The following is an 18505-nucleotide window of genomic DNA, read 5'->3' as shown; positions in this document are numbered from 1 at the left end:
TTACCTTTGAATTTACACCGCAACTATAAACGTTACCCTTAGGGTAAGGTCAATGCCATTGTGCCGATATTTATCTGACCGTTGAAAAAGTATTCATCCTCTCTTTCATCAAAATGAGATAATTCTTCGACTTTGCAGTTTTTTCTTTAAAAATTATCCAATTAGCTAGCGAAACCTCTATCTGTGTATTTTACTTAAAATAGTGCAACCACGATTCACGGATGATAAAAATGGCTAACAAAAAAAACGTCGAAACAGACAAGAAAAATACAGAAATCAAAAATAAAAAAAGTAACGAGCTAGAACAAAGAAAGAAGCGCAGACTGCATTCACATCTAAAAGTGAATATCCCACTTTTTCAGTCACTCATGATGATTTTGCCATCATTGGCTAAACACGCTGCTGCCGAAAGTATAGACAATTCCAGCGACGCTGCAGATCAAGTAACCGCAAATAACGTGACCGAAAAAGATGTCACCGATGACCATAGCAAGGCGGACTCATCTGCGGTTGCTAATCAAGAAGCTCAGACAAGTGACAGCGATGTAAACTCAACCTTAAGTGCAAGTCATGCCCCCCATGGTTCGAGCTCTCACTTGGTTCCTTCTCATCATTTGTCGACGCTTTCTCACCCGCAAGTCCATTACATTCCTTCGGTATCGATGCCGACTATCTCCTCAGGAAGTAACGGTCAGCCGACTCATTCGAATGCGCCTACGACGCCCGCTTTACCCGTCACCTTCATGCCAGAAGTCATAAAAGGTACGTACGGAGAGCTTCATGTTGATGCAAATGGTCAATACACATTCATATTGAATCCAAATTCTCCTCAATACATCCTGTTAAATCAGCACCAACCAGGTACTGACCATTTTGCGTTACATCTATCTAATGGCTCGAGCATCATTGTTCAGATACCGGTAACAGGTAAGCAAGACACGCCAAATATTTCTGGAGACCTAACAGGTGTCGTAACAGAAGATCACAATATTGATTCACAAGGTTTGTTACATGCGAACGGCAAAATCGATGTCATAGACCCTGACCAAAATGAAAGTTCGGTTACGCCGGAAGTTATCCCAGGTAAATATGGCGCATTAACCATCGACGCAGATGGGCATTGGCAGTATCAAGTTGATAACTCTCTTTCGAATGTTCAAGCGTTAACCGCAGCCACTTCATTGCACGAAAGCTTCACTATTCACACCAAAGACGGCACACCGCAAACCATCGACATGACGATTGGTGGGAACGACGACAACGCCGTTATCACAGGTGTGGATGCTGGCACAGTAACTGAAGATTTAACGACACAAGTTCAAGGGCAGCTTTCAGTAACGGACTCTGATCTTGGAGAAGACCACTTTCAAGCCTCACAAGTGACTAGTAATTTCGGTACGCTAAGCATCACCAAAGACGGTGCATGGACATACAATTTAGATAACAATAACCCTGTAGTTCAAGGACTTGGCCAAGGATCAACTGCGACAGACATCGTCACTGTTCACTCTGCCGATGGCACAGCACATCAAGTTACGGTTACGATTAATGGCACCAACGACCATGCGGTAATCACGAGTAGTACAGCAAATTCACCAAGTTCGTTTTTCGCTATCGGGAAAAATAATGGCTCAAGCCAAGTTACTGAAGATAAAGACCTAACGGTTTCGGGCCAACTCAATATCACCGATATCGACTCAAAAGAGGCGCATTTTTCTAATTCCGACCTCAAGGGGACACTGGGTACTTTACACCTTAAAGACAATGGCGATTGGACCTACGATCTAGATAATAAAAATCCACAAGTTCAGGCTATTGGTAAAGGGTCTGCGACAACAGACATCATAACCATCCACTCCGCTGACGGCACTCCCCATCAAATCACTATTACCGTTAACGGCACCAATGATAAAGCCGTGATAAGCGGAACTAGTACCGGCGTGGTAACCGAAGAGTCCCAACTTCAGACCTCGGGCACACTTGCGGTAACGGATGTGGATACTGGCGAGGCACACTTCTCCAACACCGATATCGCAGGCTCGTTTGGTACGCTTCATCTGACCGATACTGGTTCTTGGACGTACGATCTTGATAATACAAATCCTAACGTTCAATCATTGGGCAAAGGAGCAACCGCTACCGACACCATCACCGTTCATTCCGCTGACGGCACGCCGCATCAAGTGACTATCACAGTAAATGGCACTAATGACAAAGCCACTGTTAGCAGCGCAACTGTCGCTATCAATGAAACTGACAAAGCGGTAACTACATCAGGTACGTTGATCAGCACCGACGTAGATAACCCCGATAATACGTTCACGCCGGATTCTATTTCAGGCACCAACGGTAACCTGACTATTGACGCCAATGGTCACTGGACGTTCACCGCCAACAGCGTATTTAACCAATTGAACGTCGGCGATAAAGTCGAAGAAACGTTCACCGTAAATTCTGTTGATGGCACACCGTCCACCATCAAGGTGACGATTAACGGGACTAACGACGCCGCAACTGTCAGCAGTGCGACCGTTGCTATCGATGAAACCGACAAAGCGGTAACAGCTTCAGGAACGCTAACCAGTATCGACGTTGATAATCCAGATAATACGTTTACACCGGATTCTATTTCAGGCACCAACGGTGACCTGACTATTGATGCCAATGGTCATTGGGTCTTCACCGCCAACAGCGCGTTTAATCAGTTGAATGTCGGCGATAAAGTCGAAGAAATCTTTACGGTGTCGTCTGTAGATGGCACAACATCCACCATCAAAATTACGATTAATGGCACCAATGATAAGGCGACGGTAAGCAGTGCGACCGTTGCCATCGATGAAACCGACAAAGCAGTAACAACATCAGGAACGTTGACCAGCACCGATGTTGATAATCCAGATAATACATTTACGCCAGACTCCATTGTTGGAGCTAATGGTGATCTCACTATTGATGTTAGTGGACATTGGGTGTTCACAGCCAACAGCGCGTTTAATCAACTAAACGTCGGCGATAAGGTCGAAGAGACCTTCACTGTCTCGTCTATTGATGGCACACCCTCAACCATAAAAGTCACGATTAATGGCACCAATGATAAAGCGACGGTCAGTACCGCAACTGTAAGTGTGGACGAAACCGACAAAGCGGTAACCACGTCTGGCACGCTAACCAGCACCGACGTCGATAACCCAGACAATACGTTTACGCCGGACTCCATTTCAGGTACCAACGGCAACCTTACCATTGACGTTAATGGTCATTGGGTGTTCACCGCCAACAGCGCGTTTAATCAATTGAACGTCGGCGACAAGGTCGAAGAAACCTTCACGGTGTCGTCTGTAGATGGCACACCGTCCACCATCAAGGTGACGATTAACGGTACTAACGACGTCGCAACTGTCAGCAGTGCGACCGTTGCCATCGATGAGACTGACAAAGCAGCAATCACCTCAGGCACCCTAATCAGTACCGACGTGGATAACCCAGACAATACGTTTACGCCAGATTCTATTTCAGGCACTAACGGCGACCTGACCATTGATGCCACGGGTCACTGGAATTTCACCGCCAACAGCGCGTTTAATCAACTAAACGTTGGCGATAAGATCGAAGAAACCTTCACGGTAACTTCGGTTGATGGCACACCCTCGACTATCAAAGTGACGATTAATGGCACCAATGATAAAGCCACCGTCAGTAGCGCAACAGTCGTAGTTGATGAAACCGATACAGCGGTAACAACATCAGGAACATTGACCAGTACCGACGTTGATAACCCAAATAATGCGTTTACGCCGGATTCCATTACAGGCACTAACGGTGATCTCACTATTGATGCCAATGGTCATTGGACGTTCACCGCCACCAGTGCGTTTAATCAATTGAACGTCGGCGATAAAATCGAAGAAACCTTCACGGTGTCGTCTTTTGATGGCACCCCCTCAACCGTCAAAGTGACGATCAACGGCACCAACGATCAAGCGACCGTTAGCAGTGCGACCGTTGCTATCGATGAAACCGACAAAGCGGTAACTACTTCAGGAACATTGACTAGTACCGATGTTGATAATCCAGATAACATATTTACGCCAGACTCCATTGTTGGATCTAATGGTGATCTCACCATTGATGCCAATGGCCATTGGACATTCACTGCTAACAGCGCATTTAATCAGTTGAACGTCGGTGACAAAGTTGAAGAAACCTTTACGGTGTCGTCTATTGATGGCACACCGTCAACGATCAAAGTGACAATTAATGGCACCAATGATAAAGCGACGGTCAGTACCGCAACGGTAAGTGTGGATGAGACTGACAAAGCAGTAATCACCTCAGGTACCCTAACCAGTACCGATGTCGATAACCCCGATAATACGTTCACGCCGGATTCTATTTCAGGCACCAACGGTAACCTGACTATTGATGCCAATGGTCATTGGGTCTTCACCGCCAACAGCGCGTTTAATCAGTTGAATGTCGGCGATAAAGTCGAAGAAACCTTCACGGTGTCGTCTGTTGATGGCACAACGTCGACCATCAAAGTTACGATCAACGGAACCAATGACAAAGCCACAGTTAGCAGTGCGACCGTCGCTATCGATGAGACTGACAAAGCGGTAACCACATCAGGTACGTTGATCAGCACCGACGTAGATAACCCAGATAATACGTTCACACCGGATTCAATTATTGGTGCCAACGGCAATCTAAGCATTGATGCTAATGGTCATTGGAACTTCACAGCCAACAGCGCGTTTAATCAATTAAATGTCGGCGATAAAGTCGAAGAAACGTTCACCGTAAATTCTATCGATGGCACACCATCGACCATTAAAGTCACGATCAATGGCACCGATGATGCCGCCACGGTTAGCACTGCCACTGTTGCTATCGATGAAACCGACAAAGCGGTGACAACTTCAGGAATGCTGACCAGTACTGACGTGGATAATCCAGATAATACGTTCACGCCAGACTCCATTGTTGGAGCTAATGGTGCTCTCATCATTGATGCCAATGGCCATTGGACATTCACCGCCAACAGCGCGTTTAATCACTTGAACGTCGGTGACAAAGTTGACGAAACCTTTACTGTGTCGTCTGTTGATGGCACCCCTTCGATCATCAAAGTAACGATTAACGGTACTAACGATGCAGCGACGGTCAGTACCGCAACTGTAAGTGTGGACGAAACCGACAAAGCGGCGACCACGTCAGGTACACTAACCAGCACTGACATCGATAATCCAGATAACACATTTACGCCAGACTCCATTGTTGGATCTAATGGTGATCTCACCATTGATGCCAATGGCCATTGGACATTCACCGCCAACAGCACGTTTAACCAATTGAACGTCGGCGATAAGGTCGAAGAGACCTTCACTGTCTCGTCTGTTGATGGCACGTCCTCGACCATCAAAGTCACGATTAATGGTACTAACGACGCCGCAACTGTCAGTAGCGCGACCGTTGCCATCGATGAGACTGACAAAGCAGTAACAACTTCAGGTACGCTAACCAGTACCGATATCGATAATCCAGACAACGCATTCACGCCAGATTCTATTTCCGGCACCAATGGCGACCTAACTATTGACGCTAATGGTCATTGGGTGTTCACCGCCAACAGCGCGTTTAACCAATTAAATGTGGGCGATAAAGTCAAAGAAACCTTTACCGTAAATTCTGTTGATGGCACACCGTCGACAATCAAAGTGACGATTAATGGCACCAATGATAAAGCTACCGTCAGTAGCGCAACCGTCGCCATCGATGAGACTGACAAAGCGGTGACAACCTCAGGCACCCTAACCAGTATCGACGTCGATAACCCAGATAACGCATTCACACCGGATTCGATTACTGGCACCAACGGCAACCTCACCATTGGTGCTAATGGCCAATGGGCCTTCACCGCCAACAGCGCGTTTAATCAATTGAATGTCGGCGATAAAGTCGAAGAGACCTTCATGGTGTCGTCTGTTGATGGCACAACGTCGACCATCAAGGTCACGATTAATGGTACCAATGATAAGGCAACGATCAGTACCGCAGCTGTAAGTGTGGACGAAACCGACAAAGCGGTAACCACCTCAGGCACGCTAACCAGTGCTGACGTGGATAACCCAAATAATGCGTTTACGCCGGATTCCATTACAGGCACTAACGGTGATCTCACTATTGACGCTAATGGGCATTGGGTTTTCACCGCGAGCAGTGCGTTTAATCAGTTAAACGTCGGTGACAAAGTCGAAGAAACCTTCACGGTGTCGTCTGTTGATGGCACCCCCTCAACCGTCAAAGTGACGATCAACGGCACCAACGATCAAGCGACCGTTAGCAGTGCGACCGTTGCTATCGATGAAACCGACAAAGCGGTAACTACTTCAGGAACATTGACTAGTACCGATGTTGATAATCCAGATAACATATTTACGCCAGACTCCATTGTTGGATCTAATGGTGACCTCACCATTGATGCCAATGGCCATTGGACATTCACCGCCAACAGTGCGTTTAATCAGTTGAACGTCGGTGACAAAGTCGAAGAAACCTTTACGGTGTCGTCTATTGATGGCACACCGTCAACGATCAAAGTGACAATTAATGGCACCAATGATAAAGCGACGGTCAGTACCGCAACGGTAAGTGTGGATGAGACTGACAAAGCAGTAATCACCTCAGGTACCCTAACCAGTACCGATGTCGATAACCCCGATAATACGTTCACGCCAGACTCCATTGTTGGATCTAATGGTGATCTCACCATTGATGCCAATGGCCATTGGACATTCACCGCCAACAGCGCGTTTAATCAATTAAACGTCGGCGATAAGGTCGAAGAAACCTTCACGGTGTCGTCTGTTGATGGCACAGCGTCCACCATCAAGGTGACGATTAACGGCACTAACGACGCCGCTACTGTCAGCAGTGCGGCCGTTGCCATCGATGAAACCGACAAAGCAGTAACGACATCAGGAACATTGACCAGTACTGACGTGGATAATCCAGATAATGCGTTCACACCGGATTCAATTATTGGTGCTAACGGCAACCTAAACATTGATGCTAATGGTCATTGGACGTTCACCGCCAACAGCGCATTTAATCAATTGAACGTTGGCGATAAAGCCGAAGAGACCTTTACGGTGTCGTCTGTTGATGGCACCCCCTCAACCATCAAAGTGACGATCAACGGAACCAACGATCAAGCGACCGTTAGCAGTGCAACCGTCTCGATTGATGAAACCGACAAAGCGGTAACTACTTCAGGAACATTGACTAGTACCGATGTTGATAATCCAGATAACACATTTACACCAGACTCCATTGTTGGATCTAATGGTGATCTCACCATTGATGCCAATGGCCATTGGACATTCACCGCCAACAGTGCGTTTAATCAATTAAACGTCGGTGACAAAGTCGAAGAAACCTTTACGGTGTCGTCTATTGATGGCACACCGTCAACGATCAAAGTGACAATTAATGGCACCAATGATAAAGCGACGGTCAGTACCGCAACGGTAAGTGTGGATGAGACTGACAAAGCAGTAATCACCTCAGGTACCCTAACCAGTACCGATGTCGATAACCCCGATAATACGTTCACACCAGACTCCATTACTGGCACCAATGGCGACTTAACTATTGACGCCAATGGTCACTGGACGTTCACCGCCAACAACGCATTCAATCAATTAAACGTTGGCGATAAAGTCGAAGAGACCTTCACGGTGTCGTCTGTTGATGGCACAACGTCGACCATCAAAGTAACGATCAATGGCACCAATGACAAAGCGACTGTCAGCAGTGCGACCGTTGCTATCAATGAAACCGACAAAGCGGTAACTACTTCAGGAACATTGACTAGTACCGATGTTGATAATCCAGATAACACATTTACACCAGACTCCATTATTGGATCTAATGGTGATCTCACCATTGATGCCAATGGCCATTGGACATTCACCGCCAACAGTGCGTTTAATCAATTAAACATCGGTGACAAAGTCGAAGAAACCTTTACGGTGTCGTCTATTGATGGCACACCGTCAACGATCAAAGTGACAATTAATGGCACCAATGATAAAGCGACGGTCAGTACCGCAACGGTAAGTGTGGATGAGACTGACAAAGCAGTAATCACCTCAGGTACCCTAACCAGTACCGATGTCGATAACCCCGATAATACGTTCACGCCAGACTCCATTGTTGGATCTAATGGTGATCTCACCATTGATGCCAATGGCCATTGGACATTCACCGCCAACAGTGCGTTTAATCAATTAAACGTCGGTGACAAAGTCGAAGAAACCTTTACGGTGTCGTCTATTGATGGCACACCGTCAACGATCAAAGTGACAATTAATGGCACCAATGATAAAGCGACGGTCAGTACCGCAACGGTAAGTGTGGATGAGACTGACAAAGCAGTAATCACCTCAGGTACCCTAACCAGTACCGATGTCGATAACCCCGATAATACGTTCACGCCAGACTCCATTGTTGGATCTAATGGTGATCTCACCATTGATGCCAATGGCCATTGGACATTCACCGCCAACAGTGCGTTTAATCAATTAAACGTCGGTGACAAAGTCGAAGAAACCTTTACCGTAAATTCTGTTGATGGCACACCGTCGACCATCAAAGTGACGATTAATGGCACCAACGATAAAGCGACGGTCAGTACAGCAACAGTCAGTGTAGATGAAACTGACAAAGCGGTAACGGCTTCAGGTACGCTAACCAGTACCGACGTCGATAACCCAGACAATACGTTTACACCCGACTCGATTACTGGATCTAACGGCGACCTCACCATTGATGCCACAGGCCACTGGGTATTCACTGCCAACAGCGCATTTAATCAATTGAACGTCGGCGATAAAGTCGAAGAAACCTTCACGGTGTCGTCTGTTGATGGCACAGCGTCCACCATCAAGGTGACGATTAACGGCACTAACGACGCCGCTACTGTCAGCAGTGCGGCCGTCGCCATCGATGAAACCGACAAAGCAGTAACGACATCAGGAACATTGACCAGTACTGACGTGGATAATCCAGATAATGCGTTCACACCGGATTCAATTATTGGTGCCAACGGCAACCTAAACATTGATTCTAATGGTCATTGGACGTTCACCGCCAACAGCGCGTTTAACCAATTGAATGTCGGCGATAAAGTCGAAGAAACGTTCACCGTAAATTCTATCGATGGCACACCATCAACGATCAAAGTCACCATCAATGGTACCAACGATAAAGCGACCGTTAGCAGTGCGACCGTCGCCATCGATGAGACTGACAAAGCAGTAACAACTTCAGGTACGCTAACCAGTACCGATATCGATAATCCAGACAACGCATTCACGCCAGATTCCATCACTGGCACGAACGGCAACCTAAACATTGATACTAATGGTCACTGGACGTTCACCGCCAACAGCGCGTTTAACCAATTGAATGTCGGCGATAAAGTCGAAGAAACGTTCACCGTAAATTCTATCGATGGCACACCATCAACGATCAAAGTCACCATCAATGGTACCAACGATAAAGCGACCGTTAGCAGTGCAACAGTCGTAGTTGATGAAACCGACAAAGCGGTAACCACGTCAGGCACGCTAACCAGCACCGATATCGATAACCCAGACAATACGTTCACGCCGGATTCCATCATTGGCACGAACGGCAACCTAAACATCGACGCCCATGGTCAATGGATCTTCACCGCCAACAGCGCATTCAATCAATTAAACGTTGGCGATAAAGTCGAAGAGACGTTCACTGTCTCTTCCATCGATGGTACCCCATCAACAATCAAAGTTACGATCAACGGAACCAACGATAAAGCTACTGTTAGCAGCGCTAGCGTCGCTATTGATGAAACCGACAAAGCGGCGACCACGTCAGGTACACTAACCAGCACCGACATCGATAATCCAGATAATGCATTCACACCGGATTCTATTTCAGGCACCAACGGTAACCTGACTATTGATGCCAATGGTCATTGGGTCTTCATCGCCAACAGCGCGTTTAATCAATTAAACGTCGGCGATAAAGTCGAAGAAACCTTCACTGTAAATTCTGTTGATGGCACCCCTTCGACGATCAAAATTACGATTAATGGTACTAACGACGCTGCGACTGTTAGCAGCGCAACCGTAACTATTGATGAGACGGACAAAGCGGTTACCACGTCAGGCACGCTAACCAGCACCGATATCGATAATCCAGATAACACGTTCACGCCCGATTCTATTTCAGGTACCAACGGCAACCTTACCATTGACGCCCATGGTCAATGGACATTCACTGCGAACAACGCATTCAATCAATTAAACGTTGGCGATAAAGTCGAAGAGACCTTCACGGTGTCGTCTGTCGATGGCACACCATCCACCATCAAAATTACGATTAATGGCACCAATGATAAAGCGACTGTCAGCAGTGCGAACGTTGCTATCAATGAAACCGACAAAGCAGTAACGACATCAGGAACATTGACTAATACCGATGTTGATAATCCAGATAACACATTTACACCAGACTCCATTGTTGGATCTAATGGTGATCTCACCATTGATGCCAATGGCCATTGGACATTCACCGCCAACAGTGCGTTTAATCAATTAAACGTCGGTGATAAAGTCGAAGAAACCTTTACGGTGTCGTCTATTGATGGCACACCGTCAACGATCAAAGTGACAATTAATGGCACCAATGATAAAGCGACGGTCAGTACCGCAACGGTAAGTGTGGATGAGACTGACAAAGCAGTAATCACCTCAGGTACCCTAACCAGTACCGATGTCGATAACCCCGATAATACGTTCACGCCAGACTCCATTGTTGGATCTAATGGTGATCTCACCATTGATGCCAATGGCCATTGGACATTCACCGCCAACAGTGCGTTTAATCAATTAAACGTCGGTGACAAAGTCGAAGAAACCTTTACCGTAAATTCTGTTGATGGCACACCGTCGACCATCAAAGTGACGATTAATGGCACCAACGATAAAGCGACGGTCAGTACAGCAACAGTCAGTGTAGATGAAACTGACAAAGCGGTAACGGCTTCAGGTACGCTAACCAGTACCGACGTCGATAACCCAGACAATACGTTTACACCCGACTCGATTACTGGATCTAACGGCGACCTCACCATTGATGCCACAGGCCACTGGGTATTCACTGCCAACAGCGCATTTAATCAATTGAACGTCGGCGATAAAGTCGAAGAAACCTTCACGGTGTCGTCTGTTGATGGCACAGCGTCCACCATCAAGGTGACGATTAACGGCACTAACGACGCCGCTACTGTCAGCAGTGCGGCCGTTGCCATCGATGAAACCGACAAAGCAGTAACGACATCAGGAACATTGACCAGTACTGACGTGGATAATCCAGATAATGCGTTCACATCAGACTCCATTACTGGCACCAATGGCGACTTAACTATTGACGCCAATGGTCACTGGACGTTCACCGCCAACAGCGCATTTAATCAGTTGAACGTCGGTGACAAAGTTGAAGAAACCTTCACTGTCTCGTCTATTGATGGCACCCCCTCAACCATCAAGGTGACGATTAACGGCACCAACGATAAAGCGACCGTTAGCAGCACAAATGTGGCAGTTGATGAAACTGATACAGCGGTAACTACCTCAGGTACGCTAACCAGCACCGATGTTGATAACCCCGATAATACGTTTACGCCGGACTCCATTTCAGGTACCAACGGCAACCTTACCATTGACGTTAATGGTCATTGGGTTTTCACCGCCAACAGCGCGTTTAATCAATTGAACGTCGGCGATAAGGTCGAAGAAACCTTTACGGTGTCGTCTATTGATGGCACACCGTCAACGATCAAAGTGACAATTAATGGCACCAATGATAAAGCGACGGTCAGTACCGCAACGGTAAGTGTGGATGAGACTGACAAAGCAGTAATCACCTCAGGTACCCTAACCAGTACCGATGTCGATAACCCCGATAATACGTTCACGCCAGACTCCATTACTGGCACCAATGGCGACTTAACTATTGACGCCAATGGTCACTGGACGTTCACCGCCAACAGCGTATTCAATCAACTGAACGTCGGCGATAAGGTTGAAGAAACCTTTACTGTGTCGTCCGTTGATGGCACACCCTCGACCATAAAAGTCACGATAAATGGTACCAACGATAAACCAATTATTGCTGCGCAATCGCACTCGGTTACCGAAGATGGGCAATTACTCCAAGGTCAGATGGTCGGCACAGATATCGATAATGGTGCCCAGTTAACTTATTCAGTAGCAAATCCTGTAGATGGATTGACCCTAAATAAAGACGGTAGCTACAGCTTTGATCCTTCGAATAGTAACTACCAACATCTGGCAGATAAACAAACTCAAACCCTTACGATTCCAGTCACAATCACTGATGAGCACAACAGCAGCTCAACAGAAAACCTAACCATTACTATTACTGGTACTGGTGATGCCGCCATTATTGGTGGTGTGGATACGGGTTCTGTCATTGAAAAAACAGCGGGTGATAATATGTCACCCGATTTTGCTCACTCCGGAATGGCAACACTGGGAAATAGTGTTTTATATGCCGATGGACAATTAACCATTGTTGACGCAGATAAAGGCGAACAAGGTTTTGCTTCCCACACCAATGCCTATAACTACCATGGTACTTATGGTGATTTAATTTTAAACCCTGATGGTAGTTGGCATTACGTTGCCGATGCAGGCAGTGTCAGTCATATTGGTGGGCGACCAACCACCAGAGGGACAGCCATCGACCAACTTGGTAAAGGTGATACGTTAACTGACACCATCACTGTCCATTCTATAGATGGTACTACGCACGATATTGTAATTACCATAAACGGTAGCAATGACCGTCCCTATTGCTCTTCAGAAGTACAACTAAATTCAGGCAAAGAAGATGCAGTTCAAACCATAACAACCAGTGAACTGCTTTCGAATAGCGTAGATGTTGATTCAAACGATGCAGGTAAGCTGTCTGTCGCTAACCTTCATGCCGATCATGGTTCAATACGGGATAATCACAACGGTACTTTCACCTTTACTCCCAACCATAATTACAACGGTAACATCCATTTTACCTATGATGTCGTCGATGCACATAGTGGCACCACTCATACTGGTGCAAATACAACGATTACTGGTACTCCAGATCAAGCCACTATTGCTGAGGTGACAACAGGAAGCGTGACTGAAGATGGCACGCATGCCACTCACAACAACGGAATCACTACAGAGCTAGCATATGGGCAACTTCAAGTTATCGACCCTGATAGCGGTGAAAATAAATTCCAATACAGTCAGTTTGGTGAAACCTCTATTCACGATCCATTTGGTGGCATGTTGCGAATCGACAGCGCCGGAAATTGGGGTTATAGCGTTGACAACGCAGCTCTACAACACCTTGCTCAAGGACAGACTGAAACGGTGGTGTATCGTGTTCATAGTTATGATGGGACTGCTTACGATCTGCATATTGATGTAACTGGAACCAACGACGCTCCTGCGGTGAATAAAGTTGTTCTCAGCAACGGCACAGAAGACACACATTACCAAATGCAAGCAAGTCAGTTTGGTTTCACCGATATAGACACCAAAGACACGTTGCACTCGATTTCGATTACAGACCTACCACCAGCGATACAAGGTAAGTTTGTTCTTGACGGGCATGACATCTCTTCAGGTCAGAGCATTGCCACCGCAGACATCAGTAAACTTCAATTCGTCCCCGCGCAAGATTTCAATGGTGATGTTCAATTTAAGTACACAGTCAATGATGGTCATGTAAACTCACAAAAAGCGACGAATACTCTTCACATAGATGCCGTTAGCGACGCTGCAAAAATTACAGGAACAGATACTGGTGATGTGCATGAAGGACACACTTTTACGGCGCCAGACGGCAGTATGTCGGGTTCGAGGGTGAACGATCGATCGCCCGATCATCAGCATCACAATACTGGCAAATTATGGAATGATCAGATCCATACCAAGGGCCACCTTAATATCCACGATGCCGATAGTGGCGAAGCTCACGCCCAAAATGGTGTTTACCACGGACATTATGGTCAGATCATATTGCAAGAAAACGGTGATTGGAGCTATTACGCTTCAATTGGCCAAGATTCAACGGGTAGAGCAATAGATAAACTCGGTCAGGGACAAAACCTAACCGATACAATCACAATCAAGTCAGCGGACGGTACAGCTCATAACATTGTTATCACTATTCATGGCAGTAATGACCGCCCGTATTGTTCATCAGAAGTGCAACTTAACGCGGGCACAGAAGATACCCGCCAAACCATCACTATCGAACAATTACTACACAACACGGTTGATGTCGATAATAATGATACTGGGCTACTTACTGTAGAAAATTTGCATGCTGATCATGGTTCAATTGCAATTAATTCAGATGGTAGCTTTTCATTTACACCAGAGAAAAATTATAACGGTAATGTCCACTTTTCATATGATGTTAGGGATGCACATGGTGGAGTGACCCATACAGGAGCAATCACCTCACTAGGCGCGATCAACGATAACCCTGATAATATTCCTGTTGTTGATTCTGTAACAGAAGACACAGATACGCACCATATTATAAATTTACTTGCAGGTGCCACTGATGTTGATGGTGATGCCTTATCTATTAGTCAGATACAGGCTTCGTTTGAAGGCAGTACTGGCAAGTTACCTCAAGGTGTCACAATAGCGAGCGATGGTCATTCGTTGATCATTGATAGCCATGCTCAAGTATTTCAGCACCTAAGAGTTGGTGAAAAATCAGATGTCGTTGTCCATTACATGATTGACGATAATCATGGAGGGCAAACACCTGCCATAGCAACTATTACTATTGCTGGTACAGATGATAAAGCAGGATTAACCTCAAACATCATTCAAATGAGTGAAACAGAAGCCGTTGATAGTGCGCAACATACCTATAAAGGTTCATTACAACTAGTCGACCCTGATACGGGAGATAATACACAGTTTCTATTTGGCGGGCGATATATCGGCCAACATTACTCACCCGGTTCACTTAATGTTTTTCCTGATGGTTCCTATCAATTCCGGCTCCAAGGAGCGCTTAACCGACACGCCAATGATGATATCCAAAGCTTACATGCCGGTGAGTCCATTGATTTTCCTTATGAGATAAAAACCAGTGACGGACAAACACTGACCATTATGGTCAGGGTAACCGGTGAAGATAGTAACGCACAAATCCATGTTTCGATGCCAAATTCATTGCCTGCTAATCAATCTGTTATTGAAGAACATTTTGTTCCGGCGAGTACAACAAATCTCTATGCTGGCGGGCGTTTGCATGTGGTTGACCCTGACCATGATCAATCTTATCTGCAAGCTGAAACCATCAATACCACACACCATGGTCAGTTCAAAATTAGCGCTGATGGAGGATGGAACTACACCATTGATAACTCCATCGATGAAGTACAAAAACTCGGTGCTGGTGAATCATTTACCGAGACCCACACAGTCCATTCCCTAGATGGCACCGCCAGTCAATTACTTACAGTGACAGTTCAGGGAACCAACGATGCACCAGTAGTTTCAGCGCAAGTTAAATTAGCACCAGGAATAGAAGATACCGATATTCAGCTAAACAAGTCTGATCTTCTTTCAAATGCTACAGACATCGATCACAACGACATAGGGCACTTAAACATAACCAACTTAGTCACTGATCACGGCGTCATTATTGATAACAAAGATGGGACATTTAACTTCCATCCCGAACCCAACTATAACGGACAAGTCCATTTCTCTTACGATGTCATCGATGGGCATGGTGGAGTGACACACACGGGTGCAAGTACCACACTAGCCGCCGTCAATGATGCAGCTGTATTTTCAGTAGACGATACCGGATCGGTAAAAGAAGATGTCCACGTTCAAGGAGACTCACAACATACTGTAGCAGTATCGGGAGTACTAATTGTTTCCGACCCTGACGCAGGAGAAAGTGAGTTCGTCGCCAACCGAAATGTACATGCTGTGAGTGACCAATTTGGTGGTGATTTAAGTATTGGCCGAGCCGGCGACTGGACTTACTCGGTTCCGAACAACAATTTAAATAGGCTTGCTGAAGGCGAAAAACATCAAGTTACATATGAAGTGGTTTCTCGCGGAGGAGATAAACACCAAATAGTCATCACCGTCGTTGGTACCAATGATGACCCTATACTATCCGTTACCCAAACCACCCCAACAACGGGAACCCTCACTGAAACCGATATTGACGTTAAAGATATGCATACTTTCTCTGTCGTCAGTTCAACAGGCCAATTTGGTTCGCTCTCCGTCGATCCGGATACCGGTGCCTATGTGTACACGGCAAACTCTTCGGTTGCAGGGATGACTTATAACTCAGCTACACACACGTATCACGGAACCGATGTGTTTGAAGTGAAAGTGGCTGACAATCATGGTGGTGAATCATCGAAGTTCATTACTTTTGATACCAATGGTCATGTTTCCGTTGTCCCCGGACAACAACCAACGATTTCAACAACGGTGCCTGTTAATCCGCTGATTACTACAACTCAACCGAGCTTACCTACTGGAACAAACACACCACCAAGTAATGCAGTAACCCTAGATCTAGCCGCATCTAGTGATACTGGTATATCAGATACCGATAATGTCACCAAAGAAACCACACCAACCATCACGGGACATACGGATATCCCTTATTCACAAGTCACGGTCTATGATGGTTCAATACTCGTTGGACACGCGGTGTCTGATGCATCTGGACAATATAGTGTTGCGGTAAACAGCTTATCGGACGGCGATCATAATCTATCCGCCAAAGCATTGGCTCCTTCGTCAGTGCTACCGGCTACCTCTTCGCTCCTTTCCGTCCATATAGATACACAAGTGCACGTCGGCATTCAAACAAACCCTATTACCTCTGATAATGTAGTTAATGCTCAAGAGTCCAACAGCTCCATTGATATCACAGGTTCCGTTTCTGGTGATTTTAATGCTGGAGATATTGTCACTTTAAATGTAAATGGCACAAAACATACTGGCGTTGTCGGTTCACATGGGCACTATTCAATTACTGTACCTGGCAGTGAACTCATTACCGATGCTGACCAAAAAATAGAGGCATCAATAGCGGTAACAGATAGCGCAGGCAATAGCACTCAAGCTACTGCAGATGTTACTTACCAAGTCGATACACAGGTTAGCATTCCTACGATTACTTTTGAAAACGCAGGGGCAGACAACTTATACAGCAAAGCTGAAATCGCCCGAGCACAGGCAAACACGATTACAGCAACCGTTACGCCTCCTGGTGACGCCAAAATCGGTGAGCATCTTGTCGTTAACGGACAAGATCATGTATTAGATGCTCACACTCTTCAGCATGGAATACAAATTGAAGTTCATCCCGGTTCTAATGTGCAAGCAACAATGACTGACGAACACGGTAATACCGCAGGTAGCCAAGGTTTTGCTGCAAGCGCTATTCCTGAACCGATCATTGTCAGACCGCCATCGGGAAGCCACCAAGTGTCTGGCACGCTTGGGGTACCACCACTGTTACCATCTTTAACTCCGGTACCAACAACACAAAGCGGTTGGCGAATCCATTTACCCAATGGACAGTATGTCACCAGCCACCATGGGCAATATGGAACATTAACCATTGATCCTCAAACCGGCCACTTACATTACCAAGAGCAAGCTCAGGTTCACACCGGGCCGCATGGTAGCGCTTCGGGCGTCGGCCAGCATGAGGATAAATTTGAAGTGGCACTGCAAGGGACAAATCAAGATGAAGTAGTCGCCCACGTGAACATCCAGATACTCAGCCATGGTCCAGGAGGTAGTGGTAAGCTGACAATTGGAACCGAGGTGGTTGATATGACGATCACTCCTGTCGTCCATACATCACATCCAGCCCCACCGCCGCCTCCTCCGCCTCCGGCGCAACATGACGAGCCAGACATGGCTTCACAATCGGACTTTACGGTTACACTAAGCGATGATAGTAATCTAGATTTAACTCAGCAGACCCATCAAGAACCAGATGAGAAAACCAACCACCATGGTGCAGCCGCTTATCTGGATGCTCTGGGCATTAAACCCGATGCGACATCAACAACGGTTCACGATCAACCTGCGGATATGGATATCGTACTTGCCCAAGTCGACCAACAAGATGCAGCAACACATGACCAAGCGCACTTGGATATGTCAGACGCGTTGGAACACCATGACGCGAACATCAACCATAACCAAGATGATGAGCATCACCACCACAACGATATCGATGGGTTACCGGACATAGATCCAAATAGTTAACCGATAACGAGACTAAACAAAAGGGAGCACATGATGTGCTCCCTTTTTATTATTTGCTGTTGTTATTCGTTGACTCTCAACGACTCTTTATA

Annotated in this window: 1 protein-coding gene; it reads left to right on the top strand. The window is 46.3% G+C overall.

All coding sequences use genetic code 11. The annotated features are described in order from the left end of the window. Positions 1–230 precede the first annotated feature (230 nt). A complete protein-coding gene (locus AC3CH4_RS21360; RefSeq protein WP_488543768.1) occupies positions 231–18413 on the top strand; it encodes a VCBS domain-containing protein in 18183 nt (6060 codons plus the stop codon). Positions 18414–18505 lie beyond the last annotated feature (92 nt).

This window comes from Vibrio sp. QJM3NY_26 (assembly GCF_057786005.1).
Note: the sequence above shows the minus strand (reverse complement) of the source record. Positions and strands in the feature narration are given on the sequence as shown.